Raw genomic sequence first — 19,912 nt, 5'->3', positions numbered from 1 at the left:
CCCGATGATCGGTCCGATTCTGCTCGCCCTGCTCGCCGTAGCCCTTCTGGTGCTGGGGATAGGCCTGATGCGCAACGGTTTGCGCAAGGCCCAGACCGACCGGGTATTGGAACGCCTGGCCGAAGGGCAACCCCAGGCCATGAAAGACAACGCGGTGACCACCAGCCTGGAACGCACGTTTATCCGTGCAGGCCTCGGCCGGCCAACCGAGCGCCTCGGCCTGTGGCTGACCCTGTGGGCCTTTGGCGCCCTGCTGGGGGGGCTCGTGGGCCAGTGGATAGGCTTGTTTGTAATGGTGGCGGCACCGCCCTTGGCACTGCGCCTGTACATCGCCGTACGCTACCAGCGGCGGCTGCGCCGGATGATCGAACAACTCCCGCAATTGCTCGATCACGCCGTACGCAGCCTGAAATCCGGACGCACCCTGGCGGACGCCATCCTGAGCGGAATCGATGCCAGTGACGACCCGTTGAAAAAGTCCATGGGCCGTATCAAGCGCAATGTGCAATTGGGTGTCAGCCTGCCGGAGGCCGCTCATGACTATGCCGAGTTTTATGAACAGGATGAATTGCGCCTGTTTGCCCTGGGCCTCAAGGTCAACCACCGCTACGGCGGCAACGCCAGTGAGCTGCTGGAAAACCTGATCAAGATGATCCGCGAGCGCGACCAGGGCGCACGGCAATTACGCGCCATGACCGGTGAAACCCGGGTGACCGCGCTGGTGCTGGCGGTACTGCCGGTGAGTGTCGCGGGCTACTTCCTGCTCGTTAATCCGACGTACCTGATGGCCATGTGGGATGACCACAGCGGCCAACGCCTGATGCTCGGTGCGTTCGCCTTGCAAGTCATCGGATGCGTGGCGCTGTGGCGCATGTTGCGGAGTATCTGAGATGGCGATACTGATCAGTGCCGTATTGTTTCTTGCCGCGTTATCACTGCTGCTGGCGAATATCCTGAGCAGTCGTCGTCAACAACGCGTGGTCGCCCAGCGGCTGCAGGGCGAGCCAGGCCGTAATGACAAAATGAGTGAGTGGTTGCACCAGTTGGGCAGCACCCGGATCGGCCAGCGCACCATCAGCCTCGATAACGAAACCCAAATCCTGCTCAACCGCATGGGCTGGAGAAAAGCCAGCCAACGCTCGATGTTCGCCGCTTGCCAGATCGGTTCACCGATAGTTTTGCTGGGCCTGACCGCGATGACACTGGAGCTGTTCTTTCCCGGCACCGAGCATGGGTGGGTGATCTCCCTGCTGGGCCTGATCATTGGCTACTTGCTGCCCAAGCGAATACTGGTGGCACTCGCCAAAAGGCGCCAGGGGAAAATCTCCCGGGAAGTAGCGACCTTCATCCCCCTGGTGCGCATTCTGTTTGAGTCAGGCATGGCCGTGGAGCAAGCGCTGCGGGTCATGGCCTACGACGCGCAAAAGTTGCTGCCGGTACTGACCGCCGAACTGCGCCTGGTGCTGGCACGCGTCGATTCCGGGCTGGAACTGGGGGAGGAATTGAACAAGGCCAGCCAGATGCTGGACGTGGATGAACTCAGCGACACGTGCCTGATCCTCCAGCAACTTCTGCATCAGGGCGGCGGGGCGATGAAGTCGCTGCAATCGCTCAAGCAGTTGCTGGATGACCGGCGCCTGACCCGCCTGCAGGAATACATTTCCAAGATGTCCGCCAAAATGTCCGTGGTGATGATGCTGTTCCTATTTCCCGCATTACTGATCGTATTGGCCGGCCCTGGCTTTATCGCCATCGCCAAAGCCTTCGTGCCTTGAGAGGACATGCAATGAAGACATTGATGGTCGCCTGCAGCCTGTTGTTGTTAAGTGGTTGCGCCAGTAACGGGCAACTGCCGTGGGCGGGTTTCAGCGCGCAGGGCAGTTGTGCCAAGCCCAACTCCGATCAGGAGTTATCGCTGAACCTGGCCGACGACATGGCCAACGAGGGCAAGCTGCACGCCAGCTTGGCCAACCTGCAAAACCTGCCGGACAACCTGCCCCAGGTGCGCCAGCGCCAGGCCAAGGTGTACCGCCTGCTGGGCCGCAGCGAAGCCGAACCGTTGTACCGCAGCCTGCTCGGCACCTGCATGGCTGCCGAAGGCGAGCACGGGCTCGGCCAGCTGGCAGCGGCCAGGGGAGACAACGGCCAGGCCATGGCGCACTTGCAACGCGCGGCCAGGATGTCGCCCACCGATGAGAAAATCCGCAACGACCTGGGCGTGGTGTACCTCAATCAACGGCGCCTGGAAGACGCGCGCTTCGAATTCCTCACGGCCATGGAACTCAAGCAGAGCGACCAACTGGCCGCGCTCAACCTCGTGACGCTGATGATCTACCAGGACAACTGGGAACAAGCCGCGCAAGTGGCCAGCCGCATGGGCCTGAGCCCGGAACAAGTGACGCAAGCCCAGGCCCGGGCGCAGCAACTCAAGGCGCCCGTCTCAACGGCGACAGCGCCAAAAGATCAGGTCGCAACCGTAGGCGACGTGCTGCAAGCGCCGGTCAAATAGGTCTCTGAAGGGAGTACACACGATGAAACTCACACTGCTCGCCACGCTGCTGTTCGCCAGCCTGCCGCTGACGGTGCTGGCTATTGAGCCGGGGCCTTCTTCGCCACAGCAAAAACAGACCGAAGGCTGGCTGCAACTGCAGGTCAGTGGCGAACGGGCGTCTTCCACCCCGCAAAAGGCCACGCCCGCTGAACGCGACCTGGCCATGCAACGCCTGCTGGACAGTTACAAACACACTATTCCTGAGTACTACGACCAGAAACTGGGCGGCAACACCCCAAGCGGCAGCAACTAATGCGCAGTGACGCGCTGGCGCGCCGCAGAATTGTTCGGCGATAACGCCAGCGCCAACTGGGTTCGGTTGTGCATATGGGTCAGGCGCAGCACTTGGGACACGTAGAGTTTCACGGTGTTTTCAGTGATGCCCAGCTCACAGGCAATCTGGTAGTTGGTCTGGCCCTTGCCTACCAGCCTTGCAACATCCAGTTGGCGGGGCGACAACTGATTGAAGATCGCCGGTATTTCAACCCGGTCAGTGTCGCTGACTTCACCCTCGGCTTCAGTCGACAGGCCGGATTGCGGACTGCTGCGCACCTTGTCGAGGTCATGATAAAGGTCATCGATGGACGCCGAGAGAAACTGCAGCTTCTGGTTCAGGTGCCCCAGGTCGAGATCTTTCTGCCGGTCCTGCAGCGCGACCACCTGGCGTTGCAACCCTTCGAGCAGCTCGCCCAAATTGATCGGCTTCTGGTAGTAATCGGCAATCCCGGCGCGCAAGGCCTTGATCACGTCCTGCTTGTCTGCACGCCCGGTCAGCATGATGGCCTCAAAGACCCGTTGCTTGCCGGCCAGGTGTTGCAGGGCCTGGACCAGTTCGATGCCATCCATCTCGGGCATATGCAGATCGCACAGCACCAGGCCGATCTCGGCATCGTCGCGAAAACGCTCGATGGCTTCCTGGCTGGATGCGCAAGGGACGCAACGGTAACCGTTGCTTTCAAGAAATTCGCAAAGCTCTTCCACGATCAAAGGCTGATCGTCCACCACGAGCACTTTCACTTGAGAGGTAAGCTTGTTCACGCGCTACTCCATGCCTGGCAAGCAAAAGGACCGATGTATCCATTCCGACCATTTTTCCCATACAACTTACCCATAAACGTAGACGTACTTTCCTACTATGTACATAGCGTTACCCTACGTGGCGACTAATGGGATCCAAAACCAGGACAGGCAAAAACCAATCAGTAAAAAAGGCACGAACGGCTGCCTGGCCGAATGTGCCGGATCAAGGTACTGCAAGGTATTCCTAAGCCCTTGATTCATCAGCGGCCACACCCTGGGCGCCAGCAACAGCCAGGCTGCGCTCGCGAGGCCGGCGCCGATAAAAGTGCCCAGTACGTAGAGGTAGTCGGTTGCCAGCCCCAATGCCGCGATCAGCTTCACGTCACCGGCGCCCAGGCGGCCCAGCGCGTACCCCGGCAGGGTGAACAACAACGCCAGGACAAAGGCCACACCGCCCTCGACAGCCGGTGCACCGAGCCAGGTCGTACCGCTCCAGAACAGGTAACCCAACGCCAGCAAGGCTGCGCCGAGGGTCAAACGGTTGGAGACCTGACGTAGACGGATATCTTGCACAGCGCACAGCGCGAGCCAAACGACCAGGACGAGGCTTTGAATCACGTAAAAAAAATCCCTTTTTGCTGAATGATTCTATGCTGATATCAGGTAGTAGTAGTCAGGGTAGACGAGTCATGAAAAAAGGCCTCGCTAAAAAGCAAAAAGGTGCCGCCGCGCTGGAGTTCGCGATGGTCTTCATGATTTTTTTTGCCATTTTTTATGGCCTGGTCAGCTACAGCTTGCCGTTATTGCTGATGCAGTCCTTTACCCAGGCCGCCGCCGAAGGCGTAAGACGTAGCGTCGCGCTGGACCCCGCCACGCCTGGCTACGTCACGGCACTGCCGCTGCAGGCCGTCAGTGCGGCGCAGGCACAACTGGCGTGGATCCCCTCCCAGTTCAAATTCCTTCCCGGGTACGTGACGGCCGTCTACAACTCGTCAGGCGTGTTGACGGTGTACATCAATTACCCGACGTCCAGCCTCCAAAGTGTGCTGCCGTTCCTGGTATTGCCAGGCATCGGTACCGTCCCCGCCCTGCCTCCCATGCTGTCCGCCCAGTCGAGCATGCAGTTTTGACCTCAGGCGATAAACTCTTCGGCCGCCTGCTCGGACGCGGCAACCAGCTGCCTGCTGACGCACCGGCAGCGATCCCGGCAACCGCCGCGTTGTTGTTCTACCTGGACGCCCAGGGCCGCGTAATGGATGTCCATGGCCCGCTTCGCCATCGACTCGAACACCCCGCTGCGCAACAGCAACAGGCACCCTCGCTGCTCGACTACCTCACTGCGGCGAGCCGCCTGGTGATCGAGGGCACGCCCAGCGACTGGCAGGGGCAAAGCCTGGACCTGGAGCTCAAGGGGCTCGCCGGGCAAACCCTGCATACCCGTGGCTGGGTTCAACCCGAAGGCAAGGGCTGGCTCCTGCAATTGCTGGACATTGGCGACCTGATTGCCCATCGCCAACTCACCCAGGTGCGCGAACACAATCAACGGGTGAGCGACCAGATCAGCGAGCAACTGCGGGTCTGCAGCCTGGTGCGCCTGCCCGAAGTACTGCAAGACACTCTGCAGGCTATTTCCCAGCACTGGCACATCCCCTGCGTCGCCATCGCCTTGCTGGATGAGCAGGGCCAGGCGTGGTGCATCGAGGGCTGTTACACCGCCCACGATGCGCCGGTACTCTGGAGCAACGGCCAAGCCCTGGGCTCCAGCCTCGACAGCCTGGGCGGCACGGCGCCAGTGAGCCTGGAGGTAAACCGTGGCCACAGCGAACACCCACGCCTGCAAGGCCTGTTCGGCAATACCGATGGTTTTCTGGTGCCCTACCGCGACGGACTGGGCGTGGGCGCATGGCTGCTGTGCGGGGTGTATCACCGTCAGGAACACACCAGCGACCGTGACTGGTTGCAACTGACCGCCGCCCTCGCGGCACCGCTGCTCGGCCGCCTGCGCGAACTGCGCCATCAACAGCAGCTGGAACGCCTCGACGCGCTGCAAGGATTGCTCGGCACCGGCTGGTGGGAGCTGTCCCCACACACTGAAGACCTCGAACTCGCCCCACCGCTGCTGCACACCCTGAGCCAAGGCGAGGCCATCACACAGCTGTCGCTACCCATGTGGCTCAAGCTGATTCACCCTGCCGACCGGGAAGAACTCGCCAGCCGCCTGCAAGACCTGAAGACCCTGGGCAAACCGCTATCCACCAGTGTGCGCCTGCAACGTGCCGACGCGGCGCTTAACCCCATCTGGTATCGCGTGCAGGGGCAAGCGTTGGGCTCGGGTGAGCATCGCCGCCTGGTGGGCTTCATGCTCGACATCAGCGACATAAAAAACCAGGAGCAACAGGCCGCCGCCGCCCACGCACGCCTGGATAACCTGATCGCCAGTTCCCCGGCTGTGATCTATGTGCAGCGCTATGTCGAGGGCACGCTGCAACCGGTGTTCTTCAGCGACAGCTTGCTGCCGCTGCTTGGCCGCACCCTGGCCGACTTCACCCCGGCGACGCTGAACCAGTGGATCCACCCCGAAGACCGCGACCTCTACTTCGACCGTACCCGCCAACTGCTGCGCGAAGGCAGCGTGCGCAGTCGCTACCGAGTGCTCGACACACAGGGCAATTACCACTGGCTGCTGGATGAAGCCCGGCTGCTGCGCGACGACCTCGGGTTGCCCGTGGAAGCCGTGGGCCTGTGGCTGGATGTGACCGAGACGACCCTGGCGGCGCAACGGGTCAAGGAAAGCGAGGAGCGCTATCGAATCCTCGTGGAAGACTCCCCGGCCATGATCTGCCGCTACCTTCCGGACCTGACCCTGACCTTCGGCAACACGCCCCTGGCCAACTACATGGAATGCCTGCCTGGACAGCTGCCGGGCATGAACCTCCGCCAATGGTTGTCGGACGAACAACACGAGGCGTTTGTACTGCGCATCCGCCAGCTCACCCCGGAATTCCCGGTGAGCACCGCCGAAATCAGCCTGCAACTGCCGGGGCGCACACATGCCTGGTGGGTGTGGTCGGACCGGGGCGTGTTCGACGAACAGGGCCAGTTGCAGGAAGTGCAGGCCGTGGGCCGCGACAACACCGAAGTGCGCCGCTCCCAGCAGCAACTGACCCAAAGCGCCAAAATGGCCACCCTCGGCGAAATGGCCACCGGCCTGGCCCATGAGATCAACCAGCCGTTGAATGTGATGCGCATGGCCATCGTCAACGTGCTCAAGCGCTTGAGCAACGGTGATGCACAAATCGACTACCTGACGGAAAAACTCCAGCGTATCGACTCCCAGGTCCAGCGCGCAGCCCGCGTGGTAGACCACATGCGGGTGTTCGGCCGCCGTTCGGAAGTCGAACAGCAGCCCTTCAACCCGGCGCAGGCGGTGGAAGGCACCCTGTCGCTGCTCAGTGAAGGCATGCGCGGCAAAGGCGTGGACCTGCGCGTGGCACAGCTAGACGTGACGGTGCAGGTCAAAGGCTATGTCGACCAGCTGGAGCAGGTGCTGATCAACCTGATGGTCAACGCCCGCGATGCCCTGCTGAGCAAACGCGAGCACGACCGCGGCCTGCAACCGTGGATCTCGGTGCAGATCGAGCACGACAGCCGCCACGTACGCATCTGGGTCGAGGACAACGGCGGCGGGATTGACCCGCGGCTGCTGGAGCGGATTTTCGAGCCGTTCTTCACCACCAAGCCGATTGGCGTGGGCACCGGCCTCGGGTTGTCAGTGAGCTACGGCATTGTCGAGAACATGGGCGGCCGGTTGAGCGTCGCCAACAGCGAGCATGGGGCGAAGTTCTGTGTGGAGTTGCCGGTGGTTGAAGCCTAATTCACCAGGGCCGCTTGCCCATGCGGCCGGCAACTGAGATTGGCGCCCACTTCCACCGCGTTCAGGTTAACCCCAAGGTTCGACAACAGGCTGTTCACCACCGGGTCCAGAATAGGGCTGAGCACTCCGCCAATCACGGTGCCCAAGGTGCTGTTGAGCCCGTTTAGCACTGTGCCCGCCGTCGTCAATAACCCTCCCAGCAGATTGAACCCCGTTGGCTTGTAGACCTGGAACTGGATACCGCTCAACGCGTTACTGATCGCGCTGAGAAGGCTGGCTGTCGATGAGGCGTAGTACTGCGGCGGCAGGTTGATTTCCGGCGGTTGGAGGTACGTGTGGGGGGGCAAGGCACTTGTCGCAGCGCCCACCGGACTGTTGACGCTCAAGCCCAGGCCGCCCCCGTAAAACGGTTTGCGGGTGGACGGATCACAAGTGGTAGGCCCCAGGCCCAGCAAGGGTTTGAAACAGGTAATGGATCCGATATCCACCACCGGCACTGGAGGAATCGGATTAAGGGTGGTGTTGCTGTTAAACGCGTTGATCAGTTGCGGGCTCTGGCCAATTTGCACGGTAACGATCGAGGCATTGGTCTGGGTGGTCAGGGTCTTGGTAGCGTCGCTGACGCAGGTAAACCCGGTGACATAGCTTTCAGCCGTGCCCAGTTGAAGGACCACATCTATCCTGGCGGCCGGCGGGTTTGAGGATGACGACAGCACCTGCAAATTCGTCATCTGGCAATAACCACCCAGTACACACAGCACCGAGCTGATGGTGCCTCCCAGGTTCAAGCTCAACAAGTTGTTCAAAACGTCCGAAAGTGGCCCGATCAAGCCGTTCAGGGCGGCCTGCACCGCGGGAGAATCCAGCGGTAGCAACCCTAACGTCAGGCCGACGCTGATCTGAGCCGTTTTTACGTAAATGCGGGTTGCTGAAGTTTTATCCACGGCAAACCGCGGATCGCCAATAGCGGACAACTGCGGTGGCTGAATCACCTTGACCTGAACACCTGCATTCACCAGGCCCGGAATATTCACCGGGATGGTCGCCACCACCCCGTTCTTGGTATTGGCCAATTGCACAAAGGCTTCGGCCAGCTGGAACACATTCAGGCTGGTGTTCAGCCCCGCCGACACCGCCCCCGTTTGCAGCTGCAGCAGGCTGCCCAGGGTGACATCAAGGTTGCCGATTATCGCGTTGATACTGGTAAGACCGCTGACCGCCACGCTGGCTGTATTGCCTCCGGCACTGAGCACCGTAATGGCTGCGTCGACCAGTTGACTGATCTTGACCGTCTTGGTCAGCAGTTGATCGTAGGCTCCGGCCGTGACGCCCACGTTCAACGCCAACTGGTTGAGGTAGCTGAGCAAGTTGATGTTGGTGTCTACCAGGCCCTGCCAGCCTGCCACGCTCAGGTTTAGTGAGCCGCCCAAGAGTTGGCCGAACAACAGGTTCAGTGCTGCTGATTTGCTCGAGTCCACAGTGACCAGGGTCGATTTGATCGTCAGTTGCGCCTGAGGCGGCAGGATCTTCGGCGCCGCCACCGCGACGGCAGACAACTGGGTGTTGAAGTTGTAGCCGCTACCACTGAACAACGCCCAGACCCCCCCGGCAACGCTGGTCATGATCGGGCGCGAGGCAGTCACCTGGATGGCATCGGTCTTGGTCGCGTCTGCGGAGAACACCCGCTGGTTGGTGGCGCCGGTGGTCAGCACGCCGCATTTCACTATCAGGGCGTTTGCTGGCGGGATGACATAACCGTTGCGCACTGCGCTGGCACCGGCATAGGTGGGCGCGGTATTGGTGGCGGGCAGGCAATCCCCCTTACGCTGCACTGCCTCCAGTGCCGCCATATCGGCAATCCCCTGCAACTGGCGTTTTTCCAGGTACAAACGGCTGCTATCAACCACCAGCAACATGAATACCAGCACCATGCCCAGGGTCAAGACCGCCACCAAGCCAACCGCACCGCGCTGCCTTGCAGGCCCGGCGTGGTGACCGGAACGAAGTCGAAGAGACATCGAGCACTCCTTTGCCGGCACACTGCCGAGCGCTTACTCTCCTGTGTTGCTTGGGAGTGTAGTCAAGAGCGGCGGGGGCTGCAGGCCAGTCGCCATAGATCGACGACTGGCGGAGGGCTGATCAGGCGATCAATGCGGCGGGTAGTTGGAAAGCACCTTGGTCACCGTGGCACGAATAGCGGCACTGCGGTCTTGGGGTTCAGGCGAGCTGGCGAGGATCTGCTCATCGCTGCCACGCCACACCAGCTTGCCGTCCTTGCCGTCGAGCAAGTCAATCTGGATGGTCGCGACCTTGTAGGTGATGTTGCGGGTTTCGTTATACATCGGCGCGCCCCAGTAACCATTCCACGGGCCGCCCCAGGCGCCGCCGTAATTGGTGGTGACTTGTTGCTGGCGGTCTTCGACGATCAGGTAGGTCTGTACATTCAGGTCAGCCTTGGTGCCCGGCGCCGCAGGGCGCAGGCCACGCTGGTCGAGCTGCTCGCCCACGGCCTGGCGGATGCGCTGTTCGGTGAGGTCACTCTTGATCCGCGGGTCATCCGGGCGGTATTGCAGCGCGGGTTCTTTCCAGCTCCAGCTGCGGTAGGCGCCAAAGTCCCGGCTGGCGTCGAAATCATGGTTGACCTGGCTGGTCTGGCAACCGCCCAGCAACACAACAACAGCAAGTGCAGCAATACGACGAAGCATGGTTTTTCTCCAAAAGACAATCCGGGCCTGAGATGAGAATAGCTGCTAACTGGGTGGGTAGGCAGTCATTGCCTTTTGCATCGCCTCACGCAGCGAATCGGCGCGCTCGCTGAGGCTGCCCTGGCTCGTGGTTTCGGCGCTGGTGCTCCATACCGGCTGGCGGGTGCGCGCGTCGAACAGGCTGATGCGCGCCACGGCCACCGTCACTTCATAAGTGCGTACCACCGGCACCGTGTTGTACATGCCGTAGCCGTTGCCGTAGCGGTTATAGCCGCCGTAACCGTAGCCATAGTCGTCCTGGACCTGGCGCAGGCGTTTTTCCAGGCGCACGTCGGCGCTTACCAGCAGGTCGGGGGCGCGGTTGTCATGCAAGGGGCGCAGGCCGCGCTGGTCGAGGGCGCCGCTGACCGCCTCGGCAATCTGCGCCGAATCCGCCCAGGCCGAGCCCGCCGGCAGCTGGTTGTTGAGCCAGGCCCAACTGCGGTAGGCGCCGTAGTCGCGCACCGGCGCCGGGTAGGCGCTGGCATCAAAGGTGTTGGCCGCCTGGGCAGGCGCCGGCGGCATCGGGGCAGACGCCGCCACATACGGGTTGGGGCTTTGGCAACCCGCCAGGCCCAGGCCCAGCAGGATCAGTCCAAGACAGCGCTTCATTTCGACCTCCGCAGACTGGGCCGCTTAAACCGGACGGCAGATCCAGTGCAAATAACGCCCAAGTCCGGCAAAGCTTGGGTGACGACGGTGTGCGAGCTCCATCTCCAACAAATCCTGCAACTCGGCGCGGGCCTGGAATTCCACCGGCATATAGTCGTGGAACACCCGCACGCCACTTTGGGTTTCGACCTGCCACAGGCCCTCTAGTTGCGTCGCCAACTCCCGTGGGTCCAGGGGTTGTTGCGGCGTGAGGCTCTGCTTTTCACCGGCCATGTCGTTCTTGCGCATTTTGCGGAAGTGGCCTTTGAGCAGGTTGCGGTAAATCAAGGCGTCGCGATTGTAGAAGGCCAGGGACAGCCAGCCACCGGGCGCGGTCAACTGGTGCAGCACCGGCAGGATCGCATGGGGTTCGGCCAGCCATTCCAGCACGGCGTGGCACAGCACCAGGTCATAGGGTTCGGTAAGCTGGCCCAGCAGGTCCTGCCAGGGTGCCTGAATGAAGGTGGCGGTCTGCCCGGCTTCGGCGAAACGCTGGCGGGCGCCTTCGAGCATCGGCTCGGCGGGTTCGGCCAGGGTTACATCGTGGCCGCGCTCGGCCAGCCACAGCGACATATGGCCCAGCCCCGCGCCGATATCCAGTACCCGCAGCGGGCGTTCCGGCAGCGCTTCAATCAGGTCGGCCTGCAGCACCGCCAGGCGAATCGCGCCCTTGGCACCGCCATAGATCTTCTCGGCGAAACGGGTGGCCAAGTGGTCGAAATGACGGTCGCTCATTTGGCAAACCGCCGTTCGCTGTCGGCCAGCTTGGCCTTTACCACCTGATCCATGTCCAACCCCAATTCACTGCACAACAGCAGCAGGTACAGCACGATGTCACCGACTTCCTGGCCGGCATGGGCGAGTTTGTCGGCGGGCAACTGGCGCGACTGGTCTTCGCTCAACCACTGGAATATCTCCACCAGCTCGGCCATTTCAACGCTGGCGGCCATGGCCAGGTTCTTGGGGCTGTGGAACTGCTTCCAGTCGTTGGTATCGCGGATGCGGTGCAGGCGTTCGGTGAGGTGATCGAGGTTCATGGGGGGCTCCTGAAGGTGTATAGCTTCGGGCGCAAGCCGCGCGAAGGCAAGTGAATCCCTGCGGCCCGTAAACCTCTATGCTAGAAGGGAACTAGCTTGGGCCAATAACGAACAAAGGCTCAGGTTCGGCAGCTACGCCCACCGTCTTATCAGGACACACACATGCAAACAGACTTTTTCGGATGGCTGGGTCTCAAGATCGGCCAGATCATCCACTTTATCGTCGAGTTGTTCAGCGGGCTGTTCAATACCCTGTCCCACGCGGGCGGCGACTTTGTCGACGGGCTGTCCAGATCCTTGGGGATGGACACCTCGATCATCAGCATCCTCATGCTGATTATCGGCCTGATGCTGTTGTACTCGGCGGTGCGCGCGTTTATGCGGGCTTCGATCATCATGGGGATTATCTGGTTGATGCTCGGGCTGTGGGTGCTCAGTTGGGTGGTGCATTAATAAAGGGCCAGCAGGGTAAATCCCTTTAATTTGAGGGACGTTTCCGAGACAATCTTTCGGCCTTGTGCCTGTTGGGATGGGTGGCTAGTCTTCGGCCCTTCACTGCATATCAGTGATCGGGTTTAGTCGCCCGGAACTAGTGAGCGCAAGTTGTCGCCATGCTTCATGGCGGCTGTGCGCAGGGCACCTTCGGGTGCGCCGGGTTCCACTAGCCGGTCGACTAACCTGCGTACAGCCGCCACCCTCGTTTAGTCGCGCGGGTGTCAGCTCCTTACCTACTAGTGGAGTTACACCATGCATAAGCCTGTTCCCGACCCACCCAGCGACCTCCTCAACGACCGCGCCGCCTTCAATCGCGCCCTCGAACATTACCTGCCATCCCAAGGCTTCCACACCATCAACGAAGACCTGAGCTTCGAAGATTCCCTGCTCTACACCGCCAGCCTGCTCAGCAGCGCCTCGGCCACCGCGCTCGATTGCGGCGAACTGCTGGAAAGCCCGCAGCGCGCGAAGATCCTGGCGGTGTGGCACTTGCTGGAAATTGCCAAGACCACCGTCGACCGCTCCATCGAATGCCTGCACCCGCGCAAAACCTGACACTACGCGGTCAAAAATGTGGGAGCGGGCTTGCTCGCGAAAGCGGTGGATCAGCCAATACATCCGGCGACTGACACACCGCTTTCGCGAGCCAGCCCGCTCCCACATTGGCCCTGCGGCGCAGCTAATGGACAGTTACACTACCGCTCCCCAAAGGAGCCCGCATGACTTCCCTGCTAACCGACTGGCGCGACCGCCCCACCCACCGCCGCGTGTGGGCCCTCGCCGCGCCGATGATTTTGTCGAACATCTCCGTACCACTGGTGGCGCTGGTGGACAGCATGGTCATCGGCCACCTGCCCCACGCCCACCAACTCGGCGCCGTGGCCGTTGGCGCCAGCCTGTACACCTTCCTCGCCTGGGCCATGGGCTTCCTGCGCATGGGCTCCACCGGGTTTGCCGCCCAGGCCGCCGGGCGTGGTGATGGCGCGGCGCTGCGGCAGATTCTGTTGCAAGGACTGCTGCTGGCGCTGGGCCTGGCGATGTTGCTGGGCAGCATCGGCATTCCGTTAAGCGGCCTGGTGCTGGACTGGATGCAGCCCTCGCCCGAACTTAACCAACTGACCCGCGAATTCTTCCACACCCGGCTCTTCGGCCTGCCCGCAGCGCTGGCCAGCTATGCGCTGGTGGGCTGGTTCCTTGGCACCCAGAACGCCCGCGCGCCGCTGGCGATTCTGCTGACCACCAACCTCGTGAACATCGCGCTCAACCTGTGGTTCGTGCTGGGTCTGGATTGGGGCGTGGTCGGCTCGGCCCGCGCCTCGGTGATCGCCGAATGGACCGGCGCCCTGCTCGGCCTGGCCCTCACCCAAAAAGCCCTGCGCGCCTACCCCGGCCATATCGCCTGGGCCGCGCTCAAGCTGTGGCAAAGCTGGCGCCCGCTGCTGGCGGTGAACCGCGATATCTTCATCCGCAGCCTGGCCCTGCAATCAGTGTTTTTCATGATCACCGTGCAAGGCGCTCGCTTGGGGGATGCCACGGTGGCGGCGAATGCGCTGCTGCTCAATGGTCTGTTGCTGACGGCCCACGCCCTGGACGGACTGGCCCACGCCGTGGAAGCCTTGTGCGGCCACGCCATCGGCGCCCACGACCGCCAGGCCTTGCGCCGCTCGCTGGTGGTGGCCTGTGGTTGGTCGTTGCTGGCGAGTATCGGCTTCGCGATCCTGTTCGCCGTGTTCGGCCACCTGTTTATCGCCATGCAAACCGATATTCCGAGCGTGCGCGAAACCGCCGACATCTACCTGCCCTACCTCGCCGTACTGCCGTTGATCGCCGTGTGGAGCTACCTGCTGGACGGCCTGTTCATCGGCGCCACCCGCGCCCGGGAAATGCGCAACGGCATGCTGCTGACGGTGGTGATTGTGCTGCCCTTCGCCTGGGCCTTGCAGGGCCTGGGCAACCACGGCTTGTGGATAACCTTCCTGTTGTTCATGGCCCTGCGCAGCCTGACGCTGTGGGCAATTGCCTGGCGCCTGAACAAGCAGGACCGCTGGCTCACTGACCCGGCGTGAACGTGATAAACGCCGTGACCCGGTCCAGCACGGGCGCCAGCCAGCGCAGCGGCCGGGACATCGACGCCACCAATGTGGCGTGGCTGGTCTTGGTGAAGTAGAACTCCTCCACCGGCACACCCGCCGCTCGCAGCTTTTTCGCCAACCCGCCGGTGTTGCGCTTGGGGTTGACCAGGTTGTCGTCCACCGAAGCAATCAACAGGCTGGGGGGCGCGCTTTGGCTCACGTGGTTGATGGGTTGGGAATCGGGCGGCGAGTCCGGGTAGAAGAACACCGGCCGCACATCGCGGTTTTCAATCGGCAGAAAGTCATACGGCCCGGCGAGGCCGATCCATCCCTTGAAGACTGACGGCGACAGGCCAACCCCGGCCAGCCACTGCGGGTCCAGCGCCAGCATTGCGGCGTTGTAGGCACCGGAACTGTGGCCCATCACATACAGCTTGCGGGGATCGCCGCCGTATTCGGCACTGTGCTGATACGCCCACGCGACTGCTTGGGCGCCGTCCTGCAAAAACAGTGGGTAGCGCACTTGCGGGTAAAGCCGGTAGTCGGCGATCACCACCACGATGCCGCGCGAAGCCAACGCTTCGCCGACAAACCCGTAGTCATCCTTGGAACCGCTGTTCCAGCTGCCGCCATAGAAAAACACCACGACGGGCGCGTCGGGCAAGGCGGTGACGGGGCGGTAGATATCGAGTTTCTGGCGGGGGTCATCGCCGTAGGCGAGGGAGGAGGTTTTGGTGAAGGTGCTGGTGGGGGTGAGTGCGTTGAGCACTTTGATCGGGGAGCAGGCTGCGAGCAGCGTCGCGATGGCCAGGGTGAACACTTGCAGGAGTTTTTTCGACATTATTCAGGCCCTATAAAAACTGCAGGACTTGCGGCGATCCAAATGTGGGAGCGGGCTTGCTCGCGAAGGCGGTGTATCAGTCTGCACATGTATCGACTGACACACCGCCTTCGCGAGCAAGCCCGCTCCCACACTGGATCTCTGTCACATTGAGATCTTTGTCAGCCTGGAAGCGGTGTGCTTACGAGGACAGGTACGACGAACGCGTCAAACCAAGACGCAACGCATCCAGGAACTGAGTCCGCTCCGCCGCCGTGATCTTCGCGCTGGCGCACTTGTCACGGTAGTGAGTCATCAACTCCTCCGGCGACAAGTGCACGTAGCGCAGCATGTCTTCGATGGTGTCGTGGGTCTCGATCCCGGCGCTGTACACCGAACCGTCGTCACGCTGGTAGATGTTCACCGAGTCGGTGTCACCGAACAGGTTGTGCATGTCGCCGAGAATTTCCTGGTAGGCACCCACCAGGAAGATCCCCAGCAGGTAGTCCTCGCCTTCTTTCACAGCGTGCACCGGCAAGCTGGTCTCGATGCTTTGCTCATCCACGTACTGCTTGATCTTGCCGTCGGAGTCGCAGGTCAAATCCTGCAGCACCGCACGGCGCAACGGCTCTTCGTCGAGGCGATGCAGCGGCAATATCGGCAGCACCTGGCCGATGGCCCAGGTGTCCGGCAGGCTCTGGAATACCGAGAAGTTGCAGATGTACTTGTCGGCCAGCTTGTCGTTGAGTTCGTCCAGCACCTGGCGGTGGGAACGCTGGCGGGCTTTCAGCGAGTCGTGCAGGCGGCGGCAGACGGCGAAGTAGCACTGCTCGGCCAGGGCCTTCTCGGCCAGGGTGATCTTGCCGTCGGCGTACTGGGTTGCCACGTCGCTCATGTAGTGAGTGGCGCGCCAGTAGGTTTCGGTGACCATTTCAATGTCGGTCGGGCCCAGCAGGTCCACCAGCCATTGCACGGTTTCCGGCAGGCTTTCCTTGTTTTCGATCAGCGGCACGTCGTCGTTGTGTTTCTCGACGTCAGTGACTTGCACCACCAGCATGGCGTGGTGGGCGGTCAGGGAACGGCCGCTCTCGGAGAAGATGTTCGGGTGCGGCAGGCTCTGCGCGTCGCAGAATTCCTTGAGCATGCCCACAACCACGCCGGCGTAGTCGTCCATGTCGTAGTTGATCGAGCTGGCGTTACGCGAGTGGGTACCGTCGTAGTCCACGCCCAGGCCGCCGCCCACGTCGATGTGGTCTACCGGCAGGCCGAGGTTGCGCAGTTCGCCGTAGTAACGAATGGCTTCCTTGAACCCGTGCTGGTAGTCGGCCAGGTTGGCGATCTGCGAACCCATGTGGAAGTGCAGCAGGCGGATGCCCTGATCCAGGCCCGCCGCGCGGAAGCGCTCGACCACCGACAGCAGTTGCGCCGCCGACAGACCGAATTTGGATTTCTCGCCGCCGGTGTCCGCCCACTTGCTCGACGCCAGGGACGACAGGCGCACCCGCAGGCCCACCTGAGGCTTGACCTTGAGGTTGGCGGCTTCTTCGATCACCAGGCCGACTTCGGATTCTTTCTCGATCACGATGAACACGTTGTGGCCCAGCTTCTGGCCCATCAGCGCGAGGCGGATGAACTCACGGTCCTTGTAACCGTTGCAGACGATGGTGCCGCCTTTCGGCGCCAGGGCCAGCACGGCCAGCAGCTCGGGCTTGGAGCCGGCTTCCAGGCCAATGGACACGTCCTGGGTGGCGATGATGTTCTCGATCACCGCTTCCTGCTGGTTCACCTTGATCGGGTACAGCGCGGTGTATTTGCTCTGGTATTCCAGGCGCTCGATATTGGAGTCGAACGCGCCGGTCAGCTGGCGCACGCGGTCTTGCAGGATGTCGGGGAAGCGCACCAGCAACGGCAGGGACAGGCCGCTTTTGCGCAGCTCGTCGACTTGCTCGTACAGGTCCACAGGCGTGCTGTTCGGGCCGTTCGGACGGACTTCAACGCGACCGGCATCATTGATCGCGAAATACCCGGCCCCCCAATGGCGAATCCCGTAAACACTGCGGCTGTCCGCAACTGTCCATTGGCTGCCATCGTCTTTGCGTGTGCGTCGTACGGACATCGAAGTCCCCTATAAATGAAGTCGAAGTGCACCGGCCTGATCAGAGGCTGGCGCAGTCTAAAGAATGAAAATGACGATTTGCCTGTGAGAGGGGTAGACCCCACTTGCAGGACAGAGTTTAGACACCGGTCAGGAACAGGCTCTGTGAAAACCATGGAGACGACAGTTCGCGTTCAGCCAGCGGGCTATCGGGGTGGTTTTCACAGAGGCTGCTAGCCGCCGGATTTCTTCGCCTTGTAACCCAGCTTGATCAGCTCGGCCAACAGCAACTCGACGTGGTCGCCCTGGATCTCGATCACGCCGTCTTTCAGGGCGCCACCGGTGCCACAACGCTTTTTCAGCGTGGTGGCCAGTTCCTTCAAAGCTTCTTCGGCCAGGGGCACGCCAGTGATGGTGGTCACTGTCTTGCCGCCACGGCCCTTGCTCTCGCGACGAACGCGGGCAATACCATCGCCTTCGGGAATCAGGGTTGTTTTGCAGGTACAAGCGTCCACGGGCTGGCGACAGTCCGGGCAGTGTCGACCTGCGTCGGTGGAAAATACCAGGCCACCAAGGGCGGCGAAGGATGCGGCTTTTTTGGCCACCGGCAATCCTCTTGGGAGGACAAAGACTGATCGATGGGGTCATCGACCGCGAAGCCCCACTCAGGCAGGGGCAGCGCTACTGAGCCGCCGATGTTCAAACCACTGTAGGAGCGAGCTTGCTCGCGAAGGTCGTCAACGATAACGCGGGCCTTCAGACAGCACGCGTCGTGCTTACGTTTTTCGCGAGCAAGCTCGCTCCTACAGGGTGGAACAACAGCGGTTCAGCCTGAAAAGTCGCGCAGTGTAACGGCAAAAACGCCCCTTGCTAAGAGCCAAATGGCGCCAATTTATGCAACTTTAGCGACGCAGGGCCAAATAACGACGCAACCCTTCCTGGGCATCCGGGCAATAGGGCTTTTGCTCGGCCTCCTGAAGCACCGTCGCCAGGGGCAGAAAGCGCGCTTCCATGACTTCTTCCGGCTGGATTCGCAGCGGCCCGTCCCACACGGCCGAGAACGAGGTGCACCAGAGCCGGCTGTCGCCGTCTTCGAAGTAGAAGTGATCGTGGGCGGTCAGTTCGACGCCGCTGACGCCCAACTCTTCTTCCAGCTCACGGGCCGCCGATTCGGCATAGGACTCGTGAGCCGCCACCATTCCGCCCGCCGCCGTGTCCCAGAAACCCGGGTACATGGCTTTGCTCAGGGTGCGCCGGTGCACACACAGCTCACCGGCCGAGTTGAACAGGAAAATAAAGGTGCAGCGCCCGATCAGCCCGCGCCGGCGCAGATCGGAACGTACGAGGCTGCCGAGCAGGTTGTCCTGCTCGTCGACCCAGGCAATCAGTTCGGCGTCGGAGGCGGCGCGGTGCGCTGCCTCCCTGGTGGAAGCGTCCATCATCAACCCTGGTTCAGGAGCTGACGCAGGTCGATCACTGCAGCGTTGGCCCGGGAAATATAGTTGGCCATGACCAGCGAATGGTTGGCCAGGATGCCAAAGCCACTGCCGTTGAGAATCATCGGGCTCCATACCGGCTCTTGCGAAGCTTCCAGCTCACGAATGATCTGGCGCACGCTGACGGTGGCGTTCTTCTTGGCCAGCACATCGGCGAAGTCGACTTCAATGGCGCGCAGCAGGTGCGACAGGGCCCAGGCCTGGCCGCGGGCTTCGTAGAACACGTTGTCGATCTGCATCCACGGGGTTTCCACCACTTCTTCGTCGACCTGCGGCACTTCACCCGGCGCCAGCGCTTCGGTTTTCAGCGCGGTGTTGAGCTTGACCCGGCCCACACTGGCCGACAGCCGTTGCGACAGCGAGCCCAGACGGGTCGCCACATCACCCAGCCAGTTGTTGAGGTTGTCGGCACGTGCATAGAACAGAGCGCCTTTTTGATTCGGGTCGGACAAGCGCGCTTCGTAGCGGCTCAGGGAATTGATGCCTTCCTGGTATTCCGACTCGCTGGACGGCAGCACCCAGCTCTTGTTGTCGAAGTTGAAGCGCGGTTCGGCCTTGGCCAGGTCTGCGTCTTCCGCCGACTGCGACTGGGAGCGGGCGAAGTCCTTGCGCAGGGCACGGGTCAGGTCACGCACCTGCACCAGTACGCCGTACTCCCAGCTCGGCATGTTGTCCATCCACAGGCCCGGCGGGAAACGGTCGTTGGAAATGTAGCCACCCGGCTTGTTCAGCAGGGTGCCCACCACCGTCTTGAGGGTTTCGACGGTGGTAAAGCCCACCACCATCTGCTTGCCATCCTTCTCGGCGGCAATTTGCGCATTCTGCTGGACCGGGAACAACGCAGGCTCTTCGCTCCAGTACCAACCCAGGGCACCGGTGACCAACAGGTACAACGCAACCAGCGAGAGCAACGCACGGCTCATCAGCAGGTTACGGAAATAGCTGCGGGGGGCCGACTTGGTTTCAGGGGCCGGGCCCTTTGCACTGCCTGCGCGGTTTTTCCAGTCCAGCATGGCGATATCCTTTCAATCACTTGAGTTCAATAGCTACGACCACA

21 protein-coding genes are annotated in these 19,912 nt (G+C 61.7%); 9 read left to right on the top strand and 12 right to left on the bottom strand.

The window, feature by feature from the left end:
* The first annotated feature begins 4 nt into the window (after positions 1-4).
* Genes V6607_RS03400 through V6607_RS03385 form a run of 4 tightly spaced genes read left to right on the top strand, consistent with a single transcriptional unit; the run spans position 5 to position 2,804 of the window.
* Positions 5-889 carry a type II secretion system F family protein gene (locus V6607_RS03400; RefSeq protein ID WP_003212908.1) on the top strand — a complete coding sequence of 295 codons (885 nt, stop codon included), beginning with the start codon at positions 5-7 and terminating at the stop codon, positions 887-889.
* 1 nt (position 890) lies between these two features.
* A complete protein-coding gene (locus V6607_RS03395) occupies positions 891-1,775 on the top strand; it encodes a type II secretion system F family protein (RefSeq protein WP_102605221.1) in 885 nt (294 codons plus the stop codon).
* 11 nt (positions 1,776-1,786) lie between these two features.
* On the top strand, positions 1,787-2,509 hold the full coding sequence (locus tag V6607_RS03390) for a tetratricopeptide repeat protein (RefSeq protein ID WP_003212912.1): 723 nt from the start codon (positions 1,787-1,789) through the stop codon (positions 2,507-2,509).
* A 22-nt stretch (positions 2,510-2,531) separates the two neighbouring features.
* Positions 2,532-2,804, top strand: a complete 273-nt coding sequence (locus V6607_RS03385; protein ID WP_003212913.1) for a DUF3613 domain-containing protein — start codon at positions 2,532-2,534, stop codon at positions 2,802-2,804.
* On the opposite strand, the gene V6607_RS03380 is transcribed toward V6607_RS03385, so the two are convergent.
* Together V6607_RS03380 and V6607_RS03375 are read right to left on the bottom strand one after the other, a co-directional pair.
* Positions 2,801-3,589, bottom strand: a complete 789-nt coding sequence (locus V6607_RS03380) for a response regulator transcription factor (protein WP_003212915.1) — start codon at positions 3,587-3,589, stop codon at positions 2,801-2,803. The genes V6607_RS03385 and V6607_RS03380 overlap by 4 nt on opposite strands.
* Positions 3,590-3,703: 114 nt before the next feature.
* Positions 3,704-4,189: a prepilin peptidase gene (locus tag V6607_RS03375; protein ID WP_003212917.1), complete on the bottom strand. Its 486-nt coding sequence runs from the start codon at positions 4,187-4,189 to the stop codon at positions 3,704-3,706.
* 71 nt (positions 4,190-4,260) lie between these two features.
* Here V6607_RS03375 and V6607_RS03370 point away from each other — a divergent pair, with 71 nt between their 5' ends.
* A complete protein-coding gene (locus V6607_RS03370; protein ID WP_003212919.1) occupies positions 4,261-4,701 on the top strand; it encodes a TadE family protein in 441 nt (146 codons plus the stop codon).
* The gene (locus V6607_RS03365) at positions 4,698-7,445 is read left to right on the top strand and encodes a PAS domain-containing sensor histidine kinase (protein ID WP_134325671.1); all 2,748 of its coding nucleotides are present in this window, start codon (positions 4,698-4,700) and stop codon (positions 7,443-7,445) included. Before V6607_RS03370 ends, V6607_RS03365 begins: the two co-directional genes overlap by 4 nt.
* On the opposite strand, the gene V6607_RS03360 is transcribed toward V6607_RS03365, so the two are convergent.
* From V6607_RS03360 to V6607_RS03340, 5 genes are all read right to left on the bottom strand, one after another.
* Positions 7,442-9,463, bottom strand: a complete 2,022-nt coding sequence (locus V6607_RS03360; protein WP_338743160.1) for a pilus assembly protein TadG-related protein — start codon at positions 9,461-9,463, stop codon at positions 7,442-7,444. The two genes, V6607_RS03365 and V6607_RS03360, sit on opposite strands and share 4 nt — an antisense overlap.
* 129 nt (positions 9,464-9,592) lie before the next feature.
* Positions 9,593-10,150, bottom strand: a complete 558-nt coding sequence (locus V6607_RS03355) for a DUF4136 domain-containing protein (protein ID WP_003212927.1) — start codon at positions 10,148-10,150, stop codon at positions 9,593-9,595.
* A 45-nt stretch (positions 10,151-10,195) separates the two neighbouring features.
* On the bottom strand, positions 10,196-10,801 hold the full coding sequence (locus V6607_RS03350; protein ID WP_008439011.1) for a DUF4136 domain-containing protein: 606 nt from the start codon (positions 10,799-10,801) through the stop codon (positions 10,196-10,198).
* A 24-nt stretch (positions 10,802-10,825) separates the two neighbouring features.
* Complete coding sequence (locus V6607_RS03345; protein ID WP_134325670.1) at positions 10,826-11,575, bottom strand: methyltransferase domain-containing protein; 750 nt, start codon at positions 11,573-11,575, stop codon at positions 10,826-10,828.
* Complete coding sequence (locus V6607_RS03340; RefSeq protein WP_087693104.1) at positions 11,572-11,877, bottom strand: MazG-like family protein; 306 nt, start codon at positions 11,875-11,877, stop codon at positions 11,572-11,574. Before V6607_RS03340 ends, V6607_RS03345 begins: the two co-directional genes overlap by 4 nt.
* Positions 11,878-12,039: 162 nt before the next feature.
* Between V6607_RS03340 and V6607_RS03335 the strand changes: the two genes are divergently transcribed.
* From V6607_RS03335 to V6607_RS03325, 3 genes are all read left to right on the top strand, one after another.
* Complete coding sequence (locus V6607_RS03335) at positions 12,040-12,330, top strand: hypothetical protein (RefSeq protein WP_003212934.1); 291 nt, start codon at positions 12,040-12,042, stop codon at positions 12,328-12,330.
* A 294-nt stretch (positions 12,331-12,624) separates the two neighbouring features.
* Positions 12,625-12,927: a hypothetical protein gene (locus V6607_RS03330; RefSeq protein WP_017478434.1), complete on the top strand. Its 303-nt coding sequence runs from the start codon at positions 12,625-12,627 to the stop codon at positions 12,925-12,927.
* A 164-nt stretch (positions 12,928-13,091) separates the two neighbouring features.
* Complete coding sequence (locus V6607_RS03325; protein ID WP_134325669.1) at positions 13,092-14,438, top strand: MATE family efflux transporter; 1,347 nt, start codon at positions 13,092-13,094, stop codon at positions 14,436-14,438.
* On the opposite strand, the gene V6607_RS03320 is transcribed toward V6607_RS03325, so the two are convergent.
* From V6607_RS03320 to V6607_RS03300, 5 genes are all read right to left on the bottom strand, one after another.
* A complete protein-coding gene (locus V6607_RS03320; RefSeq protein WP_134325668.1) occupies positions 14,422-15,285 on the bottom strand; it encodes an alpha/beta hydrolase in 864 nt (287 codons plus the stop codon). The two genes, V6607_RS03325 and V6607_RS03320, sit on opposite strands and share 17 nt — an antisense overlap.
* A gap of 181 nt (positions 15,286-15,466) precedes the next feature.
* Positions 15,467-17,380 (bottom strand): arginine decarboxylase, encoded by a 1,914-nt coding sequence (gene speA / locus V6607_RS03315; RefSeq protein ID WP_003217295.1) that lies wholly within the window; start codon positions 17,378-17,380, stop codon positions 15,467-15,469.
* A gap of 212 nt (positions 17,381-17,592) precedes the next feature.
* Entirely contained in the window at positions 17,593-17,964 is a 372-nt protein-coding gene (locus V6607_RS03310) for a translation initiation factor Sui1 (RefSeq protein ID WP_003217297.1), read from the bottom strand.
* Positions 17,965-18,261: 297 nt separating this feature from the next.
* Positions 18,262-18,798, bottom strand: a complete 537-nt coding sequence (locus tag V6607_RS03305) for an NUDIX hydrolase (RefSeq protein ID WP_008439015.1) — start codon at positions 18,796-18,798, stop codon at positions 18,262-18,264.
* 2 nt (positions 18,799-18,800) lie between these two features.
* The gene (locus tag V6607_RS03300) at positions 18,801-19,868 is read right to left on the bottom strand and encodes a DUF2333 family protein (protein ID WP_003217301.1); all 1,068 of its coding nucleotides are present in this window, start codon (positions 19,866-19,868) and stop codon (positions 18,801-18,803) included.
* Between the last annotated feature and the right edge of the window lie 44 nt (positions 19,869-19,912).

Source organism: Pseudomonas sp. KK18 (genome assembly GCF_037094675.1).
Taxonomy (GTDB): Bacteria; Pseudomonadota; Gammaproteobacteria; order Pseudomonadales; family Pseudomonadaceae; genus Aquipseudomonas.
Note: the sequence above shows the minus strand (reverse complement) of the source record. Positions and strands in the feature narration are given on the sequence as shown.

What these genes read in the sequence shown, in the direction of transcription:
- V6607_RS03400 (WP_003212908.1), top strand. Translation starts at nt 5, where the DNA reads ATGATCGGTCCGATTCTGCTCGCCCTGCTCGCCGTAGCCCTTCTGGTG.
- V6607_RS03395 (WP_102605221.1), top strand. Translation starts at nt 891, where the DNA reads ATGGCGATACTGATCAGTGCCGTATTGTTTCTTGCCGCGTTATCACTG.
- V6607_RS03390 (WP_003212912.1), top strand. Translation starts at nt 1,787, where the DNA reads ATGAAGACATTGATGGTCGCCTGCAGCCTGTTGTTGTTAAGTGGTTGC.
- V6607_RS03385 (WP_003212913.1), top strand. Translation starts at nt 2,532, where the DNA reads ATGAAACTCACACTGCTCGCCACGCTGCTGTTCGCCAGCCTGCCGCTG.
- V6607_RS03370 (WP_003212919.1), top strand. Translation starts at nt 4,261, where the DNA reads ATGAAAAAAGGCCTCGCTAAAAAGCAAAAAGGTGCCGCCGCGCTGGAG.
- V6607_RS03360 (WP_338743160.1), bottom strand. Translation starts at nt 9,463, where the DNA reads ATGTCTCTTCGACTTCGTTCCGGTCACCACGCCGGGCCTGCAAGGCAG.
- V6607_RS03355 (WP_003212927.1), bottom strand. Translation starts at nt 10,150, where the DNA reads ATGCTTCGTCGTATTGCTGCACTTGCTGTTGTTGTGTTGCTGGGCGGT.
- V6607_RS03350 (WP_008439011.1), bottom strand. Translation starts at nt 10,801, where the DNA reads ATGAAGCGCTGTCTTGGACTGATCCTGCTGGGCCTGGGCCTGGCGGGT.
- V6607_RS03345 (WP_134325670.1), bottom strand. Translation starts at nt 11,575, where the DNA reads ATGAGCGACCGTCATTTCGACCACTTGGCCACCCGTTTCGCCGAGAAG.
- V6607_RS03340 (WP_087693104.1), bottom strand. Translation starts at nt 11,877, where the DNA reads ATGAACCTCGATCACCTCACCGAACGCCTGCACCGCATCCGCGATACC.
- V6607_RS03335 (WP_003212934.1), top strand. Translation starts at nt 12,040, where the DNA reads ATGCAAACAGACTTTTTCGGATGGCTGGGTCTCAAGATCGGCCAGATC.
- V6607_RS03330 (WP_017478434.1), top strand. Translation starts at nt 12,625, where the DNA reads ATGCATAAGCCTGTTCCCGACCCACCCAGCGACCTCCTCAACGACCGC.
- V6607_RS03325 (WP_134325669.1), top strand. Translation starts at nt 13,092, where the DNA reads ATGACTTCCCTGCTAACCGACTGGCGCGACCGCCCCACCCACCGCCGC.
- V6607_RS03320 (WP_134325668.1), bottom strand. Translation starts at nt 15,285, where the DNA reads ATGTCGAAAAAACTCCTGCAAGTGTTCACCCTGGCCATCGCGACGCTG.
- speA (WP_003217295.1), bottom strand. Translation starts at nt 17,380, where the DNA reads ATGTCCGTACGACGCACACGCAAAGACGATGGCAGCCAATGGACAGTT.
- V6607_RS03305 (WP_008439015.1), bottom strand. Translation starts at nt 18,798, where the DNA reads ATGGACGCTTCCACCAGGGAGGCAGCGCACCGCGCCGCCTCCGACGCC.
- V6607_RS03300 (WP_003217301.1), bottom strand. Translation starts at nt 19,868, where the DNA reads ATGCTGGACTGGAAAAACCGCGCAGGCAGTGCAAAGGGCCCGGCCCCT.